The sequence below is a fragment of the Brevibacillus sp. genome, from assembly GCF_003521185.1.
Taxonomy (GTDB): domain Bacteria; phylum Bacillota; class Bacilli; order Brevibacillales; family Brevibacillaceae; genus Brevibacillus; species Brevibacillus parabrevis.
Genome location: NZ_DOTK01000049.1, coordinates 123450 through 146720 on the forward strand (window position 1 = coordinate 123450; position 23271 = coordinate 146720).

26 protein-coding genes are annotated in these 23271 nt (G+C 51.1%); all 26 read right to left on the minus strand.

From position 1 onward, the window contains the following. Nucleotides 1-8 precede the first annotated feature (8 nt). On the minus strand, nucleotides 9-1109 hold the full coding sequence (locus tag DEP07_RS15810) for a glycosyltransferase family 4 protein (protein WP_063229025.1): 1101 nt from the start codon (nucleotides 1107-1109) through the stop codon (nucleotides 9-11). A 27-nt stretch (nucleotides 1110-1136) separates the two neighbouring features. Beyond that, on the minus strand, nucleotides 1137-1889 hold the full coding sequence (locus tag DEP07_RS15815; protein WP_122962612.1) for a WecB/TagA/CpsF family glycosyltransferase: 753 nt from the start codon (nucleotides 1887-1889) through the stop codon (nucleotides 1137-1139). A gap of 55 nt (nucleotides 1890-1944) precedes the next feature. Then, nucleotides 1945-2403: a 3-hydroxyacyl-ACP dehydratase FabZ gene (fabZ, locus tag DEP07_RS15820; RefSeq protein ID WP_063229023.1), complete on the minus strand. Its 459-nt coding sequence runs from the start codon at nucleotides 2401-2403 to the stop codon at nucleotides 1945-1947. Nucleotides 2404-2567: 164 nt separating this feature from the next. Then, nucleotides 2568-3089, minus strand: a complete 522-nt coding sequence (locus DEP07_RS15825) for a CDP-alcohol phosphatidyltransferase family protein (protein WP_063229043.1) — start codon at nucleotides 3087-3089, stop codon at nucleotides 2568-2570. A 147-nt stretch (nucleotides 3090-3236) separates the two neighbouring features. Beyond that, nucleotides 3237-3491, minus strand: a complete 255-nt coding sequence (locus DEP07_RS15830) for a DNA-directed RNA polymerase subunit beta (protein ID WP_063229022.1) — start codon at nucleotides 3489-3491, stop codon at nucleotides 3237-3239. A gap of 24 nt (nucleotides 3492-3515) precedes the next feature. Next, nucleotides 3516-4349 carry a flagellar hook-basal body protein gene (locus DEP07_RS15835; protein ID WP_122962610.1) on the minus strand — a complete coding sequence of 278 codons (834 nt, stop codon included), beginning with the start codon at nucleotides 4347-4349 and terminating at the stop codon, nucleotides 3516-3518. Nucleotides 4350-4364: 15 nt separating this feature from the next. Beyond that, nucleotides 4365-5336, minus strand: a complete 972-nt coding sequence (locus tag DEP07_RS15840) for a flagellar hook-basal body protein (RefSeq protein ID WP_173599022.1) — start codon at nucleotides 5334-5336, stop codon at nucleotides 4365-4367. Between the two features lie 6 nt (nucleotides 5337-5342). Then, nucleotides 5343-6359 (minus strand): rod shape-determining protein, encoded by a 1017-nt coding sequence (locus DEP07_RS15845; protein WP_122962608.1) that lies wholly within the window; start codon nucleotides 6357-6359, stop codon nucleotides 5343-5345. A gap of 77 nt (nucleotides 6360-6436) precedes the next feature. Continuing rightward, nucleotides 6437-6724 carry a sporulation transcriptional regulator SpoIIID gene (gene spoIIID / locus DEP07_RS15850; protein ID WP_005831806.1) on the minus strand — a complete coding sequence of 96 codons (288 nt, stop codon included), beginning with the start codon at nucleotides 6722-6724 and terminating at the stop codon, nucleotides 6437-6439. A gap of 182 nt (nucleotides 6725-6906) precedes the next feature. After that, on the minus strand, nucleotides 6907-7632 hold the full coding sequence (locus DEP07_RS15855; protein WP_063229018.1) for a M23 family metallopeptidase: 726 nt from the start codon (nucleotides 7630-7632) through the stop codon (nucleotides 6907-6909). 91 nt (nucleotides 7633-7723) lie between these two features. Continuing rightward, a complete protein-coding gene (gene spoIID, locus DEP07_RS15860; protein ID WP_122962607.1) occupies nucleotides 7724-8740 on the minus strand; it encodes a stage II sporulation protein D in 1017 nt (338 codons plus the stop codon). A 243-nt stretch (nucleotides 8741-8983) separates the two neighbouring features. Then, the gene (gene murA / locus DEP07_RS15865) at nucleotides 8984-10309 is read right to left on the minus strand and encodes a UDP-N-acetylglucosamine 1-carboxyvinyltransferase (protein WP_122962606.1); all 1326 of its coding nucleotides are present in this window, start codon (nucleotides 10307-10309) and stop codon (nucleotides 8984-8986) included. Nucleotides 10310-10327: 18 nt separating this feature from the next. After that, nucleotides 10328-11074, minus strand: a complete 747-nt coding sequence (locus tag DEP07_RS15870; protein WP_122962605.1) for a YwmB family TATA-box binding protein — start codon at nucleotides 11072-11074, stop codon at nucleotides 10328-10330. Nucleotides 11075-11175: 101 nt separating this feature from the next. Further along, nucleotides 11176-11406, minus strand: coding sequence for a DUF1146 family protein (locus DEP07_RS15875; protein ID WP_063229014.1), 231 nt, complete (start codon nucleotides 11404-11406; stop codon nucleotides 11176-11178). 113 nt (nucleotides 11407-11519) lie between these two features. Further along, nucleotides 11520-13046, minus strand: a complete 1527-nt coding sequence (gene nuoN / locus DEP07_RS15880) for an NADH-quinone oxidoreductase subunit NuoN (protein ID WP_122962604.1) — start codon at nucleotides 13044-13046, stop codon at nucleotides 11520-11522. Between the two features lie 3 nt (nucleotides 13047-13049). After that, nucleotides 13050-14591, minus strand: a complete 1542-nt coding sequence (locus DEP07_RS15885; protein ID WP_173596375.1) for a complex I subunit 4 family protein — start codon at nucleotides 14589-14591, stop codon at nucleotides 13050-13052. Next, a complete protein-coding gene (gene nuoL / locus DEP07_RS15890) occupies nucleotides 14575-16497 on the minus strand; it encodes an NADH-quinone oxidoreductase subunit L (protein ID WP_122962602.1) in 1923 nt (640 codons plus the stop codon). The genes DEP07_RS15885 and nuoL overlap by 17 nt, the downstream gene beginning before the upstream one ends. 26 nt (nucleotides 16498-16523) lie before the next feature. Then, nucleotides 16524-16835, minus strand: coding sequence for an NADH-quinone oxidoreductase subunit NuoK (gene nuoK / locus DEP07_RS15895; protein WP_122962601.1), 312 nt, complete (start codon nucleotides 16833-16835; stop codon nucleotides 16524-16526). After that, complete coding sequence (locus DEP07_RS15900) at nucleotides 16832-17341, minus strand: NADH-quinone oxidoreductase subunit J (RefSeq protein ID WP_063229009.1); 510 nt, start codon at nucleotides 17339-17341, stop codon at nucleotides 16832-16834. The genes nuoK and DEP07_RS15900 overlap by 4 nt, the downstream gene beginning before the upstream one ends. Nucleotide 17342: 1 nt before the next feature. After that, entirely contained in the window at nucleotides 17343-17756 is a 414-nt protein-coding gene (nuoI, locus tag DEP07_RS15905) for an NADH-quinone oxidoreductase subunit NuoI (protein ID WP_063229008.1), read from the minus strand. A 105-nt stretch (nucleotides 17757-17861) separates the two neighbouring features. Next, nucleotides 17862-18872 (minus strand): NADH-quinone oxidoreductase subunit NuoH, encoded by a 1011-nt coding sequence (gene nuoH / locus DEP07_RS15910; protein WP_173596373.1) that lies wholly within the window; start codon nucleotides 18870-18872, stop codon nucleotides 17862-17864. After that, entirely contained in the window at nucleotides 18869-20017 is a 1149-nt protein-coding gene (locus DEP07_RS15915) for an NADH-quinone oxidoreductase subunit D (RefSeq protein ID WP_063229006.1), read from the minus strand. The genes nuoH and DEP07_RS15915 overlap by 4 nt, the downstream gene beginning before the upstream one ends. Before the next feature lie 3 nt (nucleotides 20018-20020). Next, nucleotides 20021-21346 carry an NADH-quinone oxidoreductase subunit C gene (locus DEP07_RS15920; protein WP_287102708.1) on the minus strand — a complete coding sequence of 442 codons (1326 nt, stop codon included), beginning with the start codon at nucleotides 21344-21346 and terminating at the stop codon, nucleotides 20021-20023. After that, nucleotides 21343-21861 (minus strand): NuoB/complex I 20 kDa subunit family protein, encoded by a 519-nt coding sequence (locus DEP07_RS15925; RefSeq protein WP_063229004.1) that lies wholly within the window; start codon nucleotides 21859-21861, stop codon nucleotides 21343-21345. Before DEP07_RS15925 ends, DEP07_RS15920 begins: the two co-directional genes overlap by 4 nt. Further along, a complete protein-coding gene (locus DEP07_RS15930; protein WP_063229003.1) occupies nucleotides 21852-22223 on the minus strand; it encodes an NADH-quinone oxidoreductase subunit A in 372 nt (123 codons plus the stop codon). Before DEP07_RS15930 ends, DEP07_RS15925 begins: the two co-directional genes overlap by 10 nt. 303 nt (nucleotides 22224-22526) lie before the next feature. After that, a complete protein-coding gene (locus DEP07_RS15935) occupies nucleotides 22527-23267 on the minus strand; it encodes a DUF6042 family protein (protein WP_122962598.1) in 741 nt (246 codons plus the stop codon). Nucleotides 23268-23271: the final 4 nt, after the last annotated feature.

Sequence of the window (23271 nt, forward strand, 5' to 3'; positions counted from 1 at the left end):
CTCATATCCTAATTCGTCCGTCTCTCCTGCTCCGTCTGCTTGATCTTCAACCGTCTGTACGCATTGATCAGCGGACGGTGGCGGCGGCTGACGAGGCCGACGATTTCTGTTCCCAGGTGGATGGCGATCAGGAGTACGACCATGACGATGATGGTCGTCCACTTCGTCGTCTTAGTGAGCAGGATCGCCATCGTACCGAAGAAGATGCTGATCGAGTAGATGGTGAGCACGGTTGAGCGGTGGGACAGGCCCATGTTCAGCAAACAGTGATGCAAGTGTCCTTTGTCCGGACTGGAAATCGGCTTTTTGTTGACGATTCGGCGCACGATGGCGAAGAACGTGTCCCAAAGCGGAACGCCGAGCACGACGATCGGGATGATGAAGGAAACGAAGAGCGCTTCCTTAAAGCCCATAATCGACAGCGCAGCCAGGTTAAAGCCGAGGAATAGCGAGCCGGTGTCGCCCATGAACAGGCGGGCCGGGTGAAAGTTGAAGTAAAGAAATCCAAGAATAGCTCCGAGAAGCACGAAACAGTAGGCAGAAACTTTGTAGTCGCCCATCAAAAGAGCCATGACGCCCATCGTCGCTGCTGCAATTGCCGATACGCCGGCAGACAGACCGTCCAGGCCGTCAATCAGATTGACCGCATTTGTCACACCGACGATCCAGAACATGGTGATCGGAACAGCCAGCCAGAAAAGCCAGCCACTGCTAAAGTCGATACTGCCCGAGTAGGGCAGGTTGACGACTCCGATCTTGAGACCGAACGGAATGACGACGATTGCGGTTGCCACCAGTTGACCGAGCAGCTTCCATTTTGGCGAGAGCTGGTACTTGTCGTCCAGCATGCCTACGGTCATGACGATCGTGCTTCCAATGAATATTCCAAGCATTTCCGACATGCTGGAGTAGGGCACGAACAAGAAAAAGGCGACGAGATAACCCAGGTAAATAGCAAGTCCACCCATGCGCGGCATGATTCGCGTATGTACCTTGCGCTGGTTGGGAGCATCTACTGCCCCGACCTTTTCAGCCAATTTCTTTACATACGGTGTTGCAATAAACGATATGATCAGCGAAGTCAGAAATCCGAGGATTAATGTAGACATCGACTGTTCTCCTCTCTACGGATGCATCTAGGAACGGCTACTCCATTTTTCTTTTAATACGGTCAAAACAAACCGGGGAATAGCCAGCTGACGCTTCCAGCGAGAAGGCTGCGAAGCTAGTCGGTAAAACCATTCCAAATGCAATTTTTGCCAAATTTCTGGCGCTCGTTTTACTTTTCCGGAGATGACATCAAAGCTGCCGCCTACCCCCATCATCATCGAGGCATTCAGTCGATCGCGATATTTTACCATCCACTCGTCCTGCCGTGGCGCGCCGAGCGCAACGAACAGCAACTCCGGCTTGGCTTCTGCGATCTCCTGTACAATCTTTTCCTCGTCCTCTGCCCGGAAAAATCCGTCCCGATACCCAACGAGGCGTGCGTTCGGGTAGCGAGCAGCCAGCTTTTCCGCAGCCAGACTGATGACATCCGGCTTGGCTCCCAGCAGGTAGACGCCCCACTGGTGCTTGTTCGCTTCCGTCATCAATGCTTCCAGCAGCTCCACGCCCGTAACGCGCTCACGAATGGGTTGATTCGTCCATTTTGCAGCGTAGACGATCCCGATTCCATCCGGAACGACATAGGCTTGTTCCACAATCGACTGAAACGCGCGATTTTCCCGCGCCAACATGACGATCTCGGGATTGGCGGTTACGACATGGGTCTTTTGGCCGTTTTCAATACGCTCTGCGATATATGTGACTGTCTCGTGGAAGCCACGAGTTGAAAATGGCACACCTAATATGGTTGCGACCTGTTTGGCCAATGTTTTCACCTTCATTATATAAGTTGCCCACTAGCCATTTTACCCGAAAAGAAAAGCACATTCAAGATGATCATGAATGTGCTTTATTTCCTGCAGTCAGCGCAAACATCAATTCGCCTTCTGCGACTACTTTCCCATTAACGATCGCTTTCCCGTATCCTTTGCCTACCGTACCGCGCACGCGTGTAAGCTCAACGTCGAGTGTCAGCGTGTCGCCAGGCTTCACCTGATCTTTGAAACGAAACCCGTCAATCCCGGCAAAAAGTCCGATTTTGCCTTGATGTTCTTCCATGCTGAGCATCGCTACAGCTCCAACTTGCGCCAGTGCTTCCACAATCAGGACGCCAGGCATGACTGGATAACCAGGGAAATGTCCTTGGAAAAACGGCTCGTTGACAGTGACGTTTTTGATTCCGACTGCCCGTTTTCCTTGCTCCAGCTCTTCAATCTTGTCCACCAGCAAAAAAGGATAGCGATGAGGAATGATTTCCTGAATTTGCATGATATCAAGCGGTGCTTTGATTTCCATATGTAATCGCTCCATTTCCATACTTATCTAGACTTGTCCGTGCATGAAGACCAGTTGGCAAACTGAGAATAAACATAACTCCCGCCTCCGACATATCGGCACAGCGGGGTTAAAATAACAAGGGCACTTCCTCCCCAAACGGGAAGTGCTCTTTTATCCATCCCTTACGTGCGGTTTAACAGACGAAACTTCCCCAAGTAGATCGCGCTCGTAATGAACGAGAACGCGATTACCGTCCACAAAATCGCTTCGCTGTATGGGAATCGGTACATAGCAAGCGGGATGACCACATACAAAAGAACCGTTGTCAACTTGCCAAACGCGTTTGCCGGCACCGTTTTTTTGCCCCGGAAGTGATAAACAGCTCCTGTAATAATCATAGCCAAATCGCGCAAAAAGAAAAACAGGGCGGCCCAAACGCTGATCCGCTCTGTCAAAAACAATGAGGCGATCACCGCCAACATCATTAACTTGTCTGCCAGAGGATCCAACATCATACCGATTGTGGTTACAAGCTTATGTTTCCGCGCGATGTACCCATCTGCAATGTCCGTGACTCCCGCCAAAATCAGGATAGCCAGAGCGATTTCAACGTGGTACGGAATCCCGGAAAAAAAGACATACAGGTACAAAGGGATGAGCACGATGCGAAAGATCGTAAGCAAATTAGGAAGATTCACGGACATCCCTCCGTAGTAAGAATCGTCGCTTCCTTTTTCAACCACTCGATCTATTATACTCTGTGGACAAACTGTGCAACAAGTCCCTCTAAAAAACAGGCAGCCCCAACCATCAGGTTCGGGCTTGTCCACCTTGCTTTTTCTCTTGGATGCTTACGTGTTTGCAAACAGCAAGTCCCACATGTGTTTGTACGTGCCAAGATCAAATACTTCCGCTGTCGGCTTGTGTCCCACAACTCCGTACCCGATTGCCAAACCGATGACGAGAGAGAAAAACAACAGGATCGGGACCAGCACAATTTTGGCAATCGTCACTCGCCAGTTTCTGCCGCTCCGTTCCCGCTCTCTCGGCTTCGTCCTAACCTCTTCGGTATCACGCGGGAACCTTCTGCCCTTCCCTTGTTCCATGCTCCTCTCCTCCGTCATCACTGATTATCTGCTGCGCAACGAGTTGGCAATGCCCATCATTTGGTCGCTGATGCCAATCGCCCGTGAGTTCAACTGATAGGCACGCTGAATGTTCACCAGTTGCGACATCTCTTCTGTCATCGTTACATTGGAGCCTTCGAGCGCTCCTTGACGCAACGTGGCAATTCCTTCATCAATCGCGTTAGCATACTTGGTCGCAGGATTTTCTCCGGAAGCAAGCTCTGCGTCGAACAAGTTTTGCCCCACCTGTTTCAGTTGATCGGGATTATCCACTTTCCAGATTCCGATGTTGCCATAGGCGACTCCGTTTGCTGTCAACGCGCCCTCTGGCGTAATCTCGATATTTTGCACTGGCTCAGGCAACACGATGTTTACTCCGTTGTTGTCCGTGAGAATGTGTCCCGACGGCGTGTGCAGCACGTAGCCGCCTTCGTCATCGTCAAACTGCACCTTGAAGGAGCCATCTCGTGTCAGCCGGCTTTCTTCCTGGATAACCGCACCGTTCGCATCTTTGATTTTATGCGTGACCAAAAAATAACCTTGCCCTTCAATGGCTACGTCTGTCGGCACATCTGTCATCTTGACGTTGCCTTGTCCGAGATCCAGCTTCGACAAGCCGAGACGTGCACCACTGCCAACACGCAAGCCTACTGGCGTATTGCGGTTTTGGTTATCCGCTGCCGGCTGCTCGGTCATCGAATCGGAGAGAAGCTCGGAAAACGATGCCACCCTGCGCTTGTATCCGTTTGTATCGATATTCGCCAGATTGTTGGCCGTATTGTCCAACGCCTGTTGAATACCGCGCATGGCCGATGTGGAAATATTAAGCGACTGCATCCTTCCTACCCCCTATTATCCGTTCACTCGTCCGATTTCATTAGCAGCCTTGTCCAGCGTACCGTCAATCGTCGTAATGACTCGCTGGTTTGCCTCGTATGCACGCAGTACGCTCATCATGCTTGTCATAGTTTGAGCCGGGTCAACATTGGACCGCTCTCTCCATCCTTGCTGCGTACCGTATCTGCCTGCAACAGTCGGCGTATCGTACTCTCCGGCAGCCAATGCAGCCTGGTCTTCCGCTTCCGCGATGTCGATCGCTTTTACCTCTGCGTCTCCTTCATAGCGGAAAATGTTCGTTCCCTCACGAACCAGCTTCTGAGGGTCTGTCACGACGCTCAGGCCGAGCCTCTGGTGGTTGGCCAACACCTGGTAGTCCTTGCTGACCGAATCCCGGTACAACAGCTCGCCAGCCTGATTGATCTTCAAGTCTTGCCCGACATTGACCCCTGTAAGCGGATCATTGTTCAGCCGAATCGCCTGATTTTGATTGTCGAGAACGTAATATCCGTCTGGCGTCACCAGGTACCCTTCCGCATTGACGCTCCAGTTTCCGTTCCGCGTGTAGCGAATATCTTCTTCCTGGGCTGGCTGGGTCAAATCTTCAATCCGTGCCACGCTGTAAAACAGACGGCGCTCATTTCCGTCCTGATCAGGCTGGAGGTTGTCCAAAAGCGCCACATCGTACGGATTGCGCGTCTCTTCAATATCTCCTTGCGTAAAGGCAGGGATCGCTTCCGACATGTACACCCCTGAGTTCAGCCGTCCGATGATCGCAGGCTGGCCAGGCATGGTCGGAACGCCCGGGAAATCAGGTCCTTCGGAATCGCGCATGCGCGAAAGGAGCTGCTCCGGGAAAGCGCGCATGACACCAACATCCTGTTTGTATCCAGGCGTGTTGATGTTAGCCAGGTTGTTCGCCAGCGAATCTTGCCTGTTTTGCAAGGCAAGCATGCCAGATGCAGACGTATACAAGCCTCTGATCACGTAATCTTACCCCCTGAATAATCGCTTATTCGAGTGAGCCGGCACCTTGTCCAGATAGTCCAGCATCATTCCGGTTCCTTTGGCTACACACATCATCGGCTCGTCCGCTACCAGCACAGGAACCTTCAGCTCCTCTGCCAAAATCTCGTCGATGCCATGCAAAAGTGCGCCGCCGCCAGTCAGGAAAACACCCTTATCAATTATATCGGCAGAAAGCTCGGGAGGTGTTCGTTCCAAAACAGATTTCGAGGCTTGTACAATCGCACTCACCGACTCGGCCAGGGCTTCTTGGACTTCGCCGGATTGAATGGTAATGGTTTGCGGCAATCCGCTTACCATGTCCCGACCACGAATGTCCATTTCGTCCTGGCGCCCGCCGGATACGGTTCCGATTTGAACCTTGATATCTTCAGCTGTACGCTCTCCGATCAGCAGTTTGTATTTATTTTTTATGTACCGCATAATAGCCACATCGAATGTGTCCCCAGCTATTTTGATGGAGGAAGACGTGACAATATCGCCCATCGACAGCACCGCTACATCGGTCGTACCCCCACCGATATCCACTACCATATTGCCGGACGGCTGAAAAATGTCCATACCTGCCCCAACTGCGGCAACTTTCGGTTCTTCTTCGATAAACACCTGTCTTGCGCCTCCACTGCGCTCGGCTGCTTCGCGAATCGCCTTTTGCTCTACCGAGGTAATGTTGGTTGGGCAGCAAATCAGGATGCGTGGACGTGCAAACATGCTTTTTCCACCGATTTTGTTCAAAAAGTGCTTCAGCATCGCTTCTGTAATCTCAAAATCGGCAATAACACCTTCGCGCAAAGGTCGGATCGCCACGATATTTCCTGGGGTTCGGCCCACCATGCGATGCGCTTCGTGCCCCACGGCCAATACTTTTCTAGAATTGCTATCTATTGCCACGACAGATGGTTCGTCTAGGACAACACCCTTGCCTTTTACATACACCAAGACATTGGCCGTCCCCAAGTCGATTCCGATATCTTTGCCAAACATGAAAGGTCCTCCCTGTTACCAGTTACATTTCTACCTAATATCATAGGCTCTTCTACGTGAGAGGACAAGGAAATTCTTTATTGCACGCTCTCCTCCTGTTCAACTCGGACTTTTTTACTACGCCGCTTGTATTTGATTTTAGTCGCTTCGCCTCCCCGCAGATGTCTGATAGCTTTGTGATATTCCAAAATTTCCTTAACTTGGTTAGCCAACTCCGGATTTATTTCAGGCAGCCTTTCCGTCAAGTCCTTGTGCACTGTACTTTTGGAAACTCCGAATTCTTTGGCGATCATCCGAACCGTATTTCGCGTCTCTACAATATATCGGCCAATCTTGATGGTCCGCTCTTTGATGTAGTCGTGCACATTACTCGCCTCCTTGTATCTACATTGTCTGATACAATATATGGGTGGGCAGGGACACATATTCTACGTTTCCAAGCCTGACAAGCCAGCACGGCCGCATCTTTTTTCAACAGTTTGTACCAACAGCAAAAAAACACCCGCAAATCGCTTGATTTTACGGGTGTTTTCCATCATTTCGCTAATTATTGATTTTTCGCTTCCGCTTGAATCAAATATTGTTGTGGATTCACTGGCTTGTCGTCGACACGTACTTCGAAGTGGAGATGCACTCCGAAATCTTTCTCGAACTCGTTGCGGCCTGCTGAACCGATCACTTGGCCCTGGGTCACTTCATCACCTGGTTTGACTGTCGTGTTTTCCAGGCTTTGATAGACCGTCACCATTTTGTCAGCGTGCTCCACTTCAACGGTTTTGCCGACGAGCGGATCGTTTTCCACCTTCACGACTTTTCCGGCGAGGGCAGCCACGACATCAAAGCTCTTGCCATCAGTTGCTTTCAAATCAATTCCGGTGTGCGGGTAAAAAGAGTTGCTGTACTTGACCAGCGCCTTTTGCTGCTCGTCTTTGGACGCTTGTTCGTCGTAGTAGCTCATTCCCATTTCATACTGGACATTTTTCCCTACAGGCCATGCCAACGGTTGAACGCCACTTGTCACAGGTACCGCTTCATCGTTTTGCTTCGGTGTCTCAGGAGTCGCTGGAGTTGTCACTGCCACGTTATCCCCGACATTTGCCACTTTGGATACCGTGTCCATGACGCTGCCCTGATACCACATCACAAAAGCGAGAATGATTGCTGCGGTTCCGATGTAGATTGCGGGGAACGCCCACTTCTTACCCAAAACTTTTTTCCAGGAGCTTGCCTTCTTGAATGGAATCGGTTGATTTTGATTCTTTTGATCTTCCATTTTATTCATCACCTCATCCCTCAGTATCGCCAGAATTTTGGCGTATAAACCTGAGAGAGTAGGGAAAAGTAAAAATTTGCGTTCTTTTTCGCTAGGCGCGCACGATTTGAGAGTAATCCTGGAGGTTGATTCCCTGGTAGAAGTGCTTCACGATCTGCTCGGCATTTTTTCCGCTCTTGGCCATGCCGTTTGCTCCCCATTGGCTCATGCCGACTCCGTGGCCGTATCCTTTGGTTGTAATAAACACCTGGTTGCCTCTCAGCTCCAACGTAAAAGAAGACGAGTTCAAGTTCAGCTTTTCGCGAAATTCCCGCCCGCTAAACTCCTTGCCGCCAATGCTGATTTTCCCCACGCGATTTCCCGTCGTGCGCGACTCAATCCGATACCAGGCTCCGTTGGAGGAAGCCTCCTGCACAAGCTTCACGCCCAATTCCTTTTCCAGCTCAGCCGTGGACTTGACCACTGTTTCCTCGTAGCGCGGGGATTCGATATCCCATGGACTTGCCACACTTTTCAGGTACGGAATCGGCTTTTCCCAATATTCGTTCGAGTTCTCGGTAAAGCCGTTGCTGGTGGAAAAGAACGTGGCGTCAATCGGCTCTCCCTGATAAGTCAGCACGACGCCCGCTGTTGCTTGCACAGCCTGCTCTATGCGCTTGCTTTTCCATTCGTACTGGTCTCCCCAGCGTGCACGGCGCTGCGCTTCATCCATATACACCTGATGAGCGACCGTATCCAGCACCTGTCCTCCCGCGGGCACATCATCGAACTTCCCTTGCTTCAGTCTGCGTACGATATACGTCCTCGCTGCCATCGCCTGGGCCTTCAACGCTTCCAGTTCGAACTCGGCCGGCATCTCAGCCGCTACTACCCCTTCGATGTACGTCTCCAGCGGCAATGTTTCCACAACCTTTTTTTCGGTACGGTACACCTTGATGGGAAGCGATTGGGCAGCTCCTGCTGTCGCCGGTTTGTTCTGCTGCTGAACGGCTTCATGTGGGGATGCTGCGGACTCGTGCGAAGGTGCAAACAGATAAACCAGAGCAGCCGGCATCAGGACGAGCAAGATCGGCAAAGTGATAAACCCTATGAGCAAGTAGCGTTTCATCCAAGTGATCCTCCCCGTTAAGTGCTAGACACTTTCAGTCTATGTATGGCAAAAGACCGATAGAACGAGAGAGTAAGAGAGTAGCGAGGGCGACAACAGCTGCAAGCAGACCTCTGCCGGAGCCGTATTGGAAGGGGAAGCAGCTTGGCTTGGGTCTTCGCGCTGACCATTTTCACAAACGAAAAAAAAGATCCCCTGCTTTCGCAGAGAATCTTCGTGTTTGTCATATAGCTGACACATTCGTTACGCAAAATTAGGAGAGAAGCTTACCTTGATCGTATCTGGCAAAACCGCTTCCCGCTTTTTCTCCTCAGGAGTTACGCGCTCCACATCCGCTCCGAGTGCCAACAGCTTTTCCGTGAAGTTCACATACCCGCGGTCGATATGGTGAAGAGCCGTTACCTCTGTCTCTCCTTCCGATACCAACCCAGCCAGCACCAGAGCTGCACCTGCGCGCAGATCGGTTGCCGCCACTTTGCTTCCGGTCAGCTTGGAGCCGCCTTCCACAATGGCACTGCGTCCTTCGATTTTGATATTGGCATTCATGCGGCGGAACTCTTCCACGTGCATAAAACGATTTTCAAAAACCGTCTCGGTCACGATGCTCGTACCTTCGGAAACAAGCAAAAGCGCCATCATTTGCGACTGCATGTCAGTCGGGAAGCCCGGATATGGCAGCGTCTTGAGATCGACAGCTTTCAGAGCACCTGTGCGGCGAACGCGGATGCCGTTTTCCTGCTCGTCTACCTCTACGCCCATTTCACGCAGCTTGGCTGTTACGGATTTCAGGTGATCGCAAATCGCGCCTTCTACGAATACATCTCCACCCGTGATCGCTGCTGCCACCATGAAGGTTCCAGCTTCAATCCGGTCAGGAATGACGCAATGCGTGCAGCCCTTCATCTTTTCCACGCCTTCGATGCGGATAGAGCCTGTTCCCGCACCGCGGATTTTTGCTCCCATCCGGTTCAGGAAGTTGGCCAGATCGACAATCTCCGGCTCCTCCGCTGCGTTTTCAATCACGGTCGTGCCTTCTGCCAAAGCGGCAGCCATCATGATATTTTCCGTTGCGCCGACGCTTGCGATATCGAGGTAAATCTTTGCCCCTTTCAATCGCCCATCTGCTTTTGCTTCAATAAACCCTTGTCCGATCTCGATTTTGGCTCCCATAGCCTCAAACCCTTTAAGGTGTTGGTCGATCGGGCGGGTACCAATGGCACAACCACCTGGAAGAGCGACACGAGCCTGTCCTTTTCTAGCCAAAAGCGGCCCCATTACCAGGAAAGAAGCACGCATTTTGCGGACCAGTTCATAAGATGCTTCGACGCTGGTAAGCTCAGAAGCATTGATTGTCAGCACTTCATGATCATATGTAAGGGAGATTCCCATCGATTTCAAGAGGTCGCATATCGTCCTGACATCGTCAAGAGCAGGTACATCCGAAATAACGCATGTGCCTTCTTCTGCCAGGATAGATGCTGCAATAATAGGGAGTACGGCATTTTTGGCGCCAGATACTTTCACATTACCCGCCAATGCCTTACCACCACGGACAATAATTTTATCCAATGTGTACCCCTCCGCGTGCTAATATTCCACTGTGATGATTGGTGTACCTACAGTAACCCATGTGCCAGCATTGCCGCTGTCACGGTGAGTCGCTACCTGCAGATTCATCTTTTGCCCGTTTAACGCAATGAATGGTTCCCACATAGGGGTATGTCCAGAAATACTGACGACCGTCTCATCTTGTAAACGTTCCAATTCTGTTGCCTGGAGGGTAGCAAAAATCGACATAATTTTACCCCCCTGTTGGTCAACACTCATCTTAACATTGTACAATCCGCGAATACAAGTGCTAATTTGCGGAATAAAGTCGGCATTTTTCAGGGCTTTCGCGAAGGTTTCCTGTATCTGCTCTATATATAGTAGGGATTCACGGCTTCCCGATAACTGCAGCACTAGATATGTGTCAAATGAACCATTTTCAGGAACACTTGTCATCTCGTAGCGCACGGAGACGCCGTTTTGCTTGTATGTCGTTCGATACATAAGAACATCGTGGTTCCGCGATTCTTCGATGAGCGAAAGCGGAATCTCTAGCTGTTTTGCCCACATCTTTGCCAACTCAGTGACTTCTTCCTGCCGCTGTACTTCCCCCAGCGCCACTCTCGCCCGAACCTGAATGGACACGCCCGTCGCTCCCGAATCCTCAAGCGTTTGCAAGAGCTTGCTCGCAACAGGTTTTGCTTCCGACGCCTGCGCAGGCATCCAATAAACAGCGCCAGTGACCAGCAACAAAGCAAGTACAAGAAGGCCAGACCATTTCCCCATTTTATATCCTCTCCCCATGTTTCACGTACATCTCTTTGTACTTCCCATTTTGCACATGAAACTGGGTGGATATACCAGCAAACTGAATGAAGTTTGGGCGATTAGGAAAACAGATTGCCGAACGTCATGGACCAGCCGAGATAATCGAGGAAAAATCGCGATACTTCGTAGCCGATTACGATCGACAGTAAAATTTGCAGCAGCTTCGCTTGCGCTCCCGCCGGATGCTTCAAGATTTTTTCAAAACGAAATGATTGCAGAGCCCACCATGCGAGTGCAATGAATACAATCGACAAGACGATGCTCAATACGCCGTATACTTCTTGCGGCATGCTTGTTCCTCCTCATGCAGATCAGTCAGCCATCTTCGTCAAAAGAAAAAGGGACAGCCCGAAAAGCGAGCTATCCCTTCTATTGTACATGATGTAGCCATCCGTTACGAGTGTCACTGAAAGTTGGGAGGAAGCATATTCCCAAAGTCAAAAGACGGATTGAAATGAACTTGCACATAATCGGTGACCAGACCAGGGAATGCCCCGAACACGACTGTCAGGATGGCCAGCACGAGGACCAGAGTCCAAATGCCTTTTGGCACGGCAAGCGGAGCTTCGCTCGTTCCCTGACGCATGTACATCTGTCTGATAATCCCGAAGTAATAATAGTAGGAAATGACGCTTGTGACGATCATGATTGCCGCCAGCCAGTAATTTTCCTGGGCCAGCGCACCCATGAACAGATAGAATTTCCCGAAGAATCCTGCGGTGACAGGAATCCCTGCCAGCGACAGAAGGAAAATGCTCATCGCAATCGCCATGACAGGAGAACGGTGATACAAACCGGCAAAACCTTTCAGATCTTCTGTTCCCTGCTCACGTGTCACCACCATGATGACGGCAAAAGCACCAAAGCTGACGAGCATGTACCCGAACAGGTAGAAGATCACTTCACCGAAAAACAAAGTCGTCGGCGGCACAAACGGAACGAGTATATACCCCGCCTGCGCAATTCCCGAGTAGGCCATCATGCGCTTGACGTTTGTTTGTCTGAGCGCCATCGTGTTCCCGATAATCATGGAAGCAGCCGCCATGATGCCGAGATAGAGACTCGCCTCCTGGAAAAAGAAGCGATCCGTTCCGTTCGAAACGTTGAAAAACGAGATCAGCAAGACTCTGAATACGAGCGAGAAGCCTGCCGCTTTTGATACGACGGCCAGAAAAGCCGTTACGGGAGTCGGAGCGCCCTGGTATACATCCGGAGCCCACATGTGGTTAGGCGCCGCGGATATTTTAAAAGCAAGCCCGACCGCCAGAAACGCAAATGCCATGTACACGAGGAACTGATAGCCCGCCATTCCCGCTTCTGCGAGACGGAACGAAATCTCGTAAATATGTGTCGTACCCGTCAAGCCGTACACGTACGACATCCCAAACAAGATGACGGCCGTGGCGATTCCGCCCGATACCACGTATTTAAAAGCTGATTCATTCGATTGCAGCGACTTTTTTCTCAATCCCACAAGCACGTAGGATGACAGGGACAGCAGCTCAAGTCCGACAAACAGCGTGATCAGGTCTGCCGAAGACGCCATGACCATGGCCCCCAAAAGTCCTGTCAGCATCAAATAGTAATACTCTCCTGTGTGGGTGACCTCCCCCTTTTTCAGATACGAAAGAGAGAGCAAAATCGCAAATGCCGTCCCGGCCAGGAATAGCAGCTTGAAAGCATTGCCGTAGTCATCGATGCGGATCATGTCCGCCATGTAGCTGTACGGCTTGTCGAGCACATTCACATTGACGAAGACAAAGACCGCTGCCAACACTACCCCTGCAAGCGACAGCCAACCGATCACCTGTCTACCGAGACGCTTGCCCGCAAACAAATCCAGCAGCGACAGAAACGTCGCAAATCCGAGAATGATAAATTCGGGCAGAAGGTAGCTCCAGTCATATGAGAATATATCTTTTACGTCCATGGATTACCCTCCTATTCCCGTTACAATCGGTACGATCGTCTTCAGAGCCTGCTGCATCGGATTTCCCAGGACAGCTGGATATACGCCGATGAGGATAATAAACCCGAGAAGCACGACCATCGGAATCACTTCCATCGGCTGTGCATCCGCAAGACCTGTGAAGCGGCTTGGTGTCGGCCCAAATGTCGTTCGCATGATCGCTCGCAACAAATAGACGGCTGTAAGCACGATGCCAAGCGCCCCGATCGCAGCCAGTACAGGCATTCGACCGAACAGTCCCAGGAAAGCAAAGAACTCACTGATAAATCCGGACATGCCAGGCAGTCCGAGCGATGCCATACCGCCAGCCAAAAAGACGCCGCTGACAAATGGCATGGATTTGGACAAGCCGCCAAGGTCGTCGATCATCGAAGTTTGCGTCCGGTCCCAAATGACGCCGATCAGGAAGAACAACAGCGCCGAAATAAAACCGTGAGAGACAACCTGGAACATCGCTCCTTGAAAGCCGATCGAGTTCATGGCCGCAAAACCAAGGAGAACGATCCCCATATGGCTGATACTGGAGTACGCCAGAACCATTTTCAAATCTTTTTGCACAAAAGCGAGCACCGCGCCATACAGCACGTTGATGATTCCCAGGATCGCCAGCCATGTAGAGAACTGGTACGCCTGTTCCGGGAAAAATCCGATGCCCATTCGCAAAAGTCCGTATGCCCCCATCTTCAGCAAAATGCCGGAGTGAATCATGACGATGGACGGCGGAGCCTGTACGTGCACTTTCAGCATCCACGTATGGAACGGAAACACCGGAAGCTTGATCGCGAAGGCAACGAACAGGGCCATGAACAAGGCGAAGCGAACTGTTGGCGTCAGCGCTGCTGTGACCGGATGGTCCGGTGTCGTCAAAATCGCGGCAATCTGATCGATATTCAGTGTCCGCATGACGACGAAAATAGCGATGAAGGCCAGCAGCATGATGCCGGAACCGATTCCGTTGTACAACAGGAACTTGTTGGCCGCATGCTCGCGTTCGCCATAGCCCCATATTCCGATCAGGAAGTACATCGGCACCAGTGTCAGCTCGAAGAAAATGAAGAACAGGAACAGGTTGTCGGCTGCGAAAACTCCGAGCATCCCGATCAGCAGCAGATGGAACAAGATGAAAAATTCCTTCAGCCGCTTTTTGATCTGCCAGGAAGCGACCGCAGCGAGAGTTCCGATAATCGCTGTCAGCAAAATCAACGGCATGGAAATCCCGTCCACACCAAGCTCATAGTTGATTTCAAAAGCGAATACCGTACCTGTCTGAGCAAGTCCGATCGGAATGGAAATCCAGTCATGACGTTCGACAAACTGCAGATTGGATGTATCGTAATTGAACAAACCGAACATCCAAAATGCCAGGATCAACGGCAACAAGGTTCCCAGTATCCCGACCTGCTTGATTGCCGCGAATCGACGACCAGGGATGCAAGCGATCACGAGAATCGCCAGAAGTGGAGAGAACACCAGCGACGACAAAAGGATATTAGCGCCCGAAACCAAAGAGTCCACCTCCCTCGACCGTCAAACTGATGGCAAGGATCAACAGCAGCAGGCCAAACAGAACCATCGCCCCGTAAGACTGGATCTGGCCGCTTTGCACACGTGCATGTAAAGCGCCAATTCCCTGCGTAATCTTGGCTGTCAGCCCAACCAGGCCATCCACCACGTATTTGTCAAACCCGTTCAAAATGATTCCCAGCCAGCCAAGTGGCCGCACAATCACATTCTGGTACAGTTCATCCACATAGTATTTTCGGTAAGAGAGTCGATAGAGCCACGGCATCGCTTCGGGAATGCTGTTTGGCGATACCGACTTTTTGCCGTACATCAGGTAGGCCAAAATGACGCCCAGCACCGAGATGAGCAAAGCGACGATTTGCAGCCAGGAAGCGGCATGCTCTGTTCCTTCGCCAAACACGTTGACAATTGCCGTACCTGTTCCTGTTGACAAAAGCCAGTCAGTCAGCAAAGGTGCGTAAGGCGTGTTCACGAATCCGGCGACTACAGCAAGCAGCGCCAAAATTAGCAAAGGTCCAGTCATGACTCCAGGTGACTCGTGTGCTTCGTGCTTGCCCCGAGCTTTTCCCGTGAACGTGAGGAAAAACAATCGGAACATATAGAATGCGGTAAAGAAAGCCGCAACCAGCGCAATAACCAGCAGATCGTAGCGATGCGCTCCATATACAGCGCCCAAAATCGCTTCTTTCGACCAGAATCCGGCGAAAGGAAAGATTCCCGCAATAGCCAGACAGCCGATCAAAAATGTCAGTGCTGTGACAGGCATCTTTTTCCACAGGCCGCCCATTTCAAACACATCTTGCGTATGTACGGCGTGGATTACGCTGCCCGCTCCGAGAAAGAGCAACGCTTTGAAAAAGGCGTGCGTCATCAAGTGAAACGATCCCGCCACATAACCGGCAGCACCGGCAACCCCCAGCGCCATCATCATGTACCCGAGCTGACTGACTGTGGAATACGCAAGCACACGTTTGATGTCGCGCTGTGTCAAACCGATGGAAGCGGCAAAAATCGCCGTGATGCCACCTACATAAGCCACTACAGTCAAAGCCGTATCAGAAGCGATGAACAGCGGATAAGTCGCAGCCACCAGATACACACCGGCAGCAACCATCGTCGCTGCGTGAATCAAGGCAGATACAGGCGTAGGACCTTCCATCGCATCAGGCAACCACGTATGCAGCGGGAATTGACCTGATTTCCCCATCGCACCGATAAAAATCAAAATCGCTGCGACTGTAATCATCCATGGCTCCAATCGTCCGAGAGCTACGCTTTCGAAGATCGGCCCGTACTCAAAACTTCCGGTCCACCAGAACAGCAAGCATATCCCGATGAACAATCCCAGGTCGCCAATCCGCGTAACGATAAATGCCTTTTTCGCAGCCGCTTTGGCTTCCGGTTTGAAATAGTAATAACCGACGAGCAGGAAGGAACAGACACCAACCAGCTCCCAGAAAATGTACACTTGCAAAAGGTTCGGAGAAATGACCAGCCCGAGCATGGAAAACGTGAACAGGGCGAGATATTGGTAAAACACCGGAAAGCGCTCGTCGCCATGCATGTAGCCTTTGGAATAAATCTGAACGAGCAAGCTGACCAGCGTGACGATAACCAGCATCATCGCATTGAGCGGAGTTACCTCAAAGCCCATATTGATCACGATGTCACCGACATGAAGCCAATCTACCACATAGTTGTAGTCTACTCCCCCATCCCGGAATCTCTGCCAAAAAGCGAGGACGGCGATTCCGAAAGAAACAGCTGTCAGCCCGATGCCGACTATGGCCGCTCCTTCTTTCAACTGGCGACCAAACGAAACGATCACGATGAAAGCAAGAAGCGGAAACAGAGGGATGAGCCAGGCGTAGTGCAAAAAAGTATCCATCTTTGTCCTCCTTATCAGGTCTCCATCTATCGTTTCATTTGGTCTATTTCATCTACATTGACTGTTTCCTTGTTGCGGTAGAGCGCGATCAAGATCGCCAGACCCACTGCGACCTCGGCAGCAGCAACCGTCATGGTGAACAAGGTGAAAATTTGCCCGGCTACAGCGGGGTACAAGCCGTATTTGGAAAACGCGACCAGATTGATATTCACCGCATTCAGCATCAATTCGATCGAGATTAAAACGACAACCGCATTTCGCTTTGTCAGTGCTCCGTACAAACCGACACAGAACAAAATCAATGCGACCATTAAGTAGGAGGTAATGCTCACTGTCATTCGTTATCCCCCTCCTTTTTTGCCATGATGATCGCACCGACCAACGCGACCAAGAGCAGTACGGACAACAGTTCAAATGGAATGACGTACTTCGTGAATACTTCCAGTCCGATTTCTTTGGCGTTGCTCACAGGAGAAGCCACTGGCGGCGGTGGTGCAGGCCACGGTGTGTTTTGGATTCCCCAGAACAACAGGCCGAACAAACCAGCGACAAACAACAGAATGAAGCGGTTTTTCCACTTGCGCCCTGTTCCTTCGTCCTGGGCATCGTGCTTGGTGAGCATAATTCCAAACAGCATCAGAATAGAAATCGCACCAGAGTAGACCAGCACTTGCGCCACGCCTACAAACTCTGCTCCGAGCAAAACAAACAGTCCTGCGATGCTGATAAATGTGACCCCGAGCGAGATTACCATGTGTACAACACGAGTAAAACTGATCATGAAGACTGCGCCGCCAATCGTCAGGAGAGACAGGATAAAAAAGGCTGCAAATTCGCCAGTCATGCTAGTTCTCCTCCCTGACGTTTGTATTGTTGTCATCCAGCCATTTCAAGTTTTTGTACAGTTCGTCCCTGCTGTAAGCTGCCAGCTCGAAGTTGTTGGTCATCACAATCGCTTCGGTAGGGCAAACCTCCGTACAGAGATCGCACAAGATGCATAGCTCGAAGTTGATATCGTACGTATCGATGATCTTTCCCTTTTTATCCGGATCAGGATGGGGCTTCCCTGTCAATTGAATGCACTCGGTCGGACAAATGCGGGCGCATTGGTTGCAAACGATGCATTTTTCCGGGGAAAAGTGTTGGATGCCGCGAAAGCGTGGCGGCATGGGAAAGGGCACATCCGGATAAAAATGGGTAACTTTTTTCTCCGTGAGTTTTTTAAAGGTATACCCAAGGCCTTTAGCCAGTCCAAGCATGTGTGTCACCCCTCAGAATTTGAGTTACTTGACTATCGCCTTGCCAATGGCGAAGCCTGCGCGTAGAAACCCGTAACGCCTAGCAGTTGCTTTCTGCCGCCAAAATCAGAACATCCCGTTTTGATAGGAGACGACGACAGCGGTAAGCAGTATGTTGAACAGCGCGATTGGCAGAAGCACTTTCCAGGCAAACGACATCAGTTGGTCTACTCGCAAGCGCGGCATGGTAGCCCGAATCCAAAACTGAAGGAAGATGTACAGCGAGAACTTGAGCACAAACCAGACGATTCCCGGAATAAAGCCCAAAGCCGGATGAATCGGCAGCCATCCACCAAGGAACAAAATCGTAATCAGCGTCCCCATCCCGAACATGTACACGTACTCTGCCAGCATGAACATGGCAAAACGGAATCCGGAGTATTCGACGTGATATCCGGCTACCAGCTCCGATTCGGCTTCAGGCAGGTCAAACGGCGTACGGTTCAGCTCTGCCTGAGCAGCAATGATAAATACGGCAAATCCGATAAACTGCGGAACAATATTCCAGACATCCCGCTGCGCCTCGACAATTTCCCTGAGATTCATGCTGCCCGTCAACAGAACGACACCAACCACGGACATGACCAGCGGCACTTCATAGCTGATCATCTGCGCAGCAGAGCGGAGACCCCCGATCAGCGAATACTTGTTGTTCGAAGCCCAGCCAGCCGTAATCACCCCGAGCACCGTAATGCCGGAAAGCGCGATATAGTACAGCAGGCCGATTCCCAAATCGGCAAACTGGATGCTTTCCGTAAACGGCATGACTGCCAGGACAGCGAAGGCGGGCGCATAAGCCAAAATCGGCGCCAATGTGAACAAAGCTTTGTCAGCGTGCTTGGGACGCGTATCTTCTTTCAACAGCAGCTTGGTAACGTCAGCAACGGTTTGCAAAAGTCCCAAAGGCCCGACGCGATTGGGCCCAATGCGCAGCTGCATCCAACCGATGACTTTGCGCTCGAAGTAGATAGCGTATGTGACGAATCCCAGCAAAACGGCCAGCAGGATCACCGCCGCCAAAATAAACCAGAGAGTGTTTCCCCATGAGGGGGCTTGCTGCAAAAGCGCATTCATCAACAGTCAACCTCCCCGAGCACGATGTCGATGCTGCCCAGGATGACGATCATGTTGGCAAGGCTTTCTCCCTGCAACAATGTGGGCAGAATTTGCAGATTGGTAAAGGACGGCCGTCTGAATTTCAATCTCCAAGGCTTATCCTTACCCTGGCTTGCGATGTAGCAGCCGATTTCCCCACGCGGAGACTCGATCCGCACATAAGTCTCGCCAGCTGGTGGCCGAATGACACGAGGCACTTTGCCGATCACTTCCCCTTCGCTCGGGAACTGCTCCAGGGCTTGCTCCAAAATGCGCAACGACTGTTCAATCTCTGCCATGCGCACTTGATAGCGCGCCATGCAATCGCCCTCTGTCGCAGTCGGAACATCAAAATCGAAGCGATCATAGATGCAATATGGCTCATCTTTGCGCAAATCCCACTTCACGCCAGTGGCTCGCAGCATAACGCCAGACAGCGAGTAATCCAATGCCGTACTGGTGTCGAATTTTCCGATGCCTTTGATCCTGCTGATAAAAATTTCGTTTCCGGATACGAGCTGGTGGTAGTTGTTCAGTTCCTTCTTCATGTATTGGACAAATTCCTTTGCCTTGTCTACCCAGCCTGGAGGCGCATCCCACTTCACGCCACCGATCCGCATGTAGTTGAAAGTCATTCGCGCTCCACACAGCTCGTTAAACAGGTCAAGGATCATTTCCCGATCGCGGAACGCATACAGAAACGGTCCCATTGCACCGATGTCGAGCAAATAAGTTCCCCACCAGACCAGGTGACTTGCCACCCTGTTCAATTCCATGGCAATCAGGCGCAAGAACTGGGCACGCTCGGGTATTTCCAGACCCATCATCGTCTCTACCGCGTGACAGAGCACATAGTTGTTGGTCATGGCAGATACGTAGTCCATCCTGTCGGTGTAAGGAATAATCTGCGTATAGTTCAGATTTTCCGCCAGCTTTTCGGTGCCGCGATGGAGATAGCCCATGACCGGAATAGCTTCCTTGATCGTTTCGCCATCAATTTTGACGACCAAGCGAAATACTCCGTGTGTACTTGGATGCTGCGGGCCGACATTCAGAAGCATCTCTTCCGTGCGAATGCCGTTTTCTGAAGAGGTATCGACACTTGTTGTGAGGATGTTCTGGTTCATCAGTTAAACCTCCTCGTCGTATTGCACATAATCTTTTCGCAGCGGATAGCCTACCCAATCATCCGGCAGCAAAATTCGACGCAAATCCTTATGTCCCGGGAAATGAATCCCCAACAAGTCAAAAGTCTCTCTTTCATTCCAATTGGCGCCGTTCCATACGTCCATGACAGACGGCACAGACGACTGTTCCCGACTGGTTTTGACTTTTACCGCCAGGCTTTGCCGATTTTTGTAGGAGTACAGATGGTAATAAACTTCCATCCTGTCCTCATAATCGACGCCATGCAAATCTGACAAATATTCAAAGGCCAATTGCCCGTCTTCTTTCAGAAACTGGGCAATCTCGTGCCACCGTTCGTTCTGAATAACCAATGTCGGGACTTCCTTGGCCAATTCGTTAATATAACTGGCTTCCAGCACTTCTTTGCCGAACTTCTCTGTAATACGCAGCACGTACTTGTCGAGATACGGTTGGTTTTTGGAAGGAGCTTTTGGCGTTTCTGCTGCTTCCGCTCCATCGCCAGTCGCTTGAGCAGCTTTTGCCTTTGCAGCGGCTGCGGCGGCAGCCTTGGCTTTTGCTGCTGCGGCGGCTTTCGCTTTGGCGTCATCATCCCCGCCATCTGCTGGCGAGCCACTCGCTTCTCTCTCGGCCTTCGCCTTAGCTGCAGCGGCGGCAGCTGCTTTTGCTTTGGCCGCTGCGGCGGCTTTTGCCTTCGCTTCCGCATCTGCCCCCTCTGCTGACGAAGCGCCATCTCCCTGCTGGGCAGATTCTTTTGCTTCCTTGGCAGCTTTCGCTTTTGCCAGCGCTTCTGCGGCGGCAGCCTTTTTCGCCGCTGCTTTTTCTTCCGGCGTCATTTCCGAGACTGGCTTCGCTGCTGGCGTGGCTGCTTCGCTTGGCGTATCTGCTCCGGCTTCCTTCGCAGCTTTCGCTTTGGCAATCGCTTCTGCGGCCGCCGCCTTTTTCGCTGCTGCTTTTTCTTCCGGTGTCATTTCCGAGACTGGCTTCGCTGCTGGCGTGGCTGCTTCGCTTGGCGCATCTGTTCCGGCTTCCTTCGCAGCTTTGGCTTTGGCAATCGCTTCTGCCGCTGCCGCCTTTTTCGCTGCTGCTTTTTCTTCCGGTGTCATTTCCGAGACTGGCTTCGCTGCTGGTGCTGCTTCCTCTTGCGAATCTGCGGCTTGTGCCTGAGCTTCTTCTTGAGCTGGTGGAGCTGCCTCTGCGCCCTGCTCTTCCTGTTCTCTTAATTTTCGCAAAGCTTCAGCTTTGGCGCGCGCCTCGGCTGCTGCCTGCGCCTTTTCTTCCGGCGTTGGCCTGCGTTTTTCTTCGCTCATGGACTGGTCACCCGCTTCCCAGTCTTCGCTTCATAGCGGATTTTTTCCTGAAGTTTGTTGATTCCGTAAATCAGGGCGGCAGGGTTAGGTGGACACCCCGGAATGTATACATCGACGGGAACGATCTGATCGACACCTTTTACGACACTGTACGAGCGCACATATGGTCCGCCCGCCGTCGCACAGGACCCCATCGCAATCACCCACTTCGGTTCAGGCATCTGGTCGTACAAGCGGCGCAGCAATGGAGCCATTTTTTTCGTAACCGTTCCGGCTACGATCATGACATCGGATTGGCGCGGCGAAGCCCGGAAAATTACCCCGAACCTGTCCAGATCGTATCGCGCTCCCCCGGTTCCCATCATCTCAATCGCGCAACAGGCAAGGCCAAAAGTCAAAGGCCAGAGCGAATTGCTTCGCACCCATCCTTTTACCGTTTCCAAAGTCGTAAACATGACGTTTCGATTCAGTTCTTCTTGCAATTCAGGCGCAATGCTTGTCAGATCTAGTTCCATTCCAGCACCTTCTTTCTCCACGCGTAAATCAGCCCTACCACAAGCAAGGATATAAAGATGACCATCTCGACCAGGGCGAACAGCCCCAACTCTTTGTAAGCGACGGCCCACGGGTACAGAAAGAGTGTTTCTACATCGAAAATGACAAACATAAGGGCAAAGATGTAATACTTCACGTTGAAACGTACCCAGCTGTCACCAACAGGAATGTTACCGCTTTCATAAGTGGTTTGCTTCTCCCGTGTCGGTTTCTTTGGACGCAGTAGTGGACCAACGAAGCTGACAGTAGCTACGGGCAACAACACACCGAGAAACAAAAAGATCGCGACAATAACATAATTGTTGGTATAGATGTCAATCACCCACGTTCCCTCCGCTCGTAAGAAAGATATGAATCTGTCTTGCGCTGCCCTCCAGATGAAGTATGAACATCATCAAAAGGGTACTCCTTGCAGCATCGCAGATGAAGGTATGAACGTAGTCGCAGACCGATACTGCTAGAAAAAAATACCTTTATCATTATATCAAATTGCCAATTGGGTGTCTAACGAAAGCCTTCCTGTAGTCCCATATAAAGGGAAAAACTTAGAGATTTTTCCCTAAGTTTTTCCAGCATCATATAATAGCCAAACGAATATGTCCGTCAGGCGTATTTATTTTGTGCATTATTGAACATTGCTTGAAAACTGCTGACCGAGGAAGTCTTCGTAAATGCGCTCCCATACAATGGTGAAATTCAGTTTCTCATCATCCGGAAGTTCCAGTACGTTCTCGATCGCCTCTTCCATATACGGAGTCAGCTTGATCAAAACTTCAGTAAGCATCTGGTCATTCGTATTCAGCATTTCTTTCATTTCTGCCTTGGAGATGCTAAACGTGTTTTCATCGCGTTCATGCAGCATCATGACCAGACGGCTGAAAATAGGGTGTACCAGCGCTTCCAGCTTTACATGCGCCAGGGCGAGCGATTCCGCTTCACTCAGATTAAACAACTGAGGTACATCCGGGAACGGGTGGACAGGAATATCCCACGCGTCTTCGTTGTCGATCACAAGACCCCATTTTACGAAAAGCTCAATCGCTTCCACACGGGATGCAGGATAAGCGTAATCGGAACGCTTCAGGAATGCCTTGAAGCGGTTCAGCAGGTCTACATAGCCTTCATAGTCTTCTTCCGATTTAAATGCTTCCTTGGCAGGTACAGAAAAGGCGCCTTTCAACGCTTCGATTTCATCCAGTCCTTTTTCCATCTCCGCTTTTGTCTCGTACTCTGTTACGACAAAACACAGAGCCTGAAACAGGACATTCATCTCATGAGACAGCACGTTCGACCAGCCATTGGCCGCGAAGCCGCTCGGAATCACTACGCCATCCTGATTGTGGCGAATATCGCGAATGGTTTGCATCAGT

Excerpts from the sequence above, each read along its gene's own strand:
- DEP07_RS15810 (WP_063229025.1), bottom strand. The coding sequence starts at position 1,109 with ATGTCTACATTAATCCTCGGATTTCTGACTTCGCTGATCATATCGTTT.
- DEP07_RS15935 (WP_122962598.1), bottom strand. The coding sequence starts at position 23,267 with ATGCAAACCATTCGCGATATTCGCCACAATCAGGATGGCGTAGTGATT.
- DEP07_RS15920 (WP_287102708.1), bottom strand. The coding sequence starts at position 21,346 with ATGAGCGAAGAAAAACGCAGGCCAACGCCGGAAGAAAAGGCGCAGGCA.
- fabZ (WP_063229023.1), bottom strand. The coding sequence starts at position 2,403 with ATGGAAATCAAAGCACCGCTTGATATCATGCAAATTCAGGAAATCATT.
- DEP07_RS15915 (WP_063229006.1), bottom strand. The coding sequence starts at position 20,017 with ATGAACCAGAACATCCTCACAACAAGTGTCGATACCTCTTCAGAAAAC.
- nuoI (WP_063229008.1), bottom strand. The coding sequence starts at position 17,756 with ATGCTTGGACTGGCTAAAGGCCTTGGGTATACCTTTAAAAAACTCACG.
- nuoL (WP_122962602.1), bottom strand. The coding sequence starts at position 16,497 with ATGGATACTTTTTTGCACTACGCCTGGCTCATCCCTCTGTTTCCGCTT.
- DEP07_RS15870 (WP_122962605.1), bottom strand. The coding sequence starts at position 11,074 with ATGGGGAAATGGTCTGGCCTTCTTGTACTTGCTTTGTTGCTGGTCACT.
- spoIID (WP_122962607.1), bottom strand. The coding sequence starts at position 8,740 with ATGAAACGCTACTTGCTCATAGGGTTTATCACTTTGCCGATCTTGCTC.
- DEP07_RS15815 (WP_122962612.1), bottom strand. The coding sequence starts at position 1,889 with ATGAAGGTGAAAACATTGGCCAAACAGGTCGCAACCATATTAGGTGTG.
- DEP07_RS15925 (WP_063229004.1), bottom strand. The coding sequence starts at position 21,861 with ATGGAACTAGATCTGACAAGCATTGCGCCTGAATTGCAAGAAGAACTG.
- nuoK (WP_122962601.1), bottom strand. The coding sequence starts at position 16,835 with ATGACAGTGAGCATTACCTCCTACTTAATGGTCGCATTGATTTTGTTC.
- DEP07_RS15855 (WP_063229018.1), bottom strand. The coding sequence starts at position 7,632 with ATGGAAGATCAAAAGAATCAAAATCAACCGATTCCATTCAAGAAGGCA.
- DEP07_RS15845 (WP_122962608.1), bottom strand. The coding sequence starts at position 6,359 with ATGTTTGGCAAAGATATCGGAATCGACTTGGGGACGGCCAATGTCTTG.
- DEP07_RS15900 (WP_063229009.1), bottom strand. The coding sequence starts at position 17,341 with ATGACTGGCGAATTTGCAGCCTTTTTTATCCTGTCTCTCCTGACGATT.
- DEP07_RS15875 (WP_063229014.1), bottom strand. The coding sequence starts at position 11,406 with ATGCCGCAAGAAGTATACGGCGTATTGAGCATCGTCTTGTCGATTGTA.
- DEP07_RS15835 (WP_122962610.1), bottom strand. The coding sequence starts at position 4,349 with ATGCAGTCGCTTAATATTTCCACATCGGCCATGCGCGGTATTCAACAG.
- DEP07_RS15830 (WP_063229022.1), bottom strand. The coding sequence starts at position 3,491 with ATGGAACAAGGGAAGGGCAGAAGGTTCCCGCGTGATACCGAAGAGGTT.
- DEP07_RS15825 (WP_063229043.1), bottom strand. The coding sequence starts at position 3,089 with ATGTCCGTGAATCTTCCTAATTTGCTTACGATCTTTCGCATCGTGCTC.
- nuoN (WP_122962604.1), bottom strand. The coding sequence starts at position 13,046 with ATGGACGTAAAAGATATATTCTCATATGACTGGAGCTACCTTCTGCCC.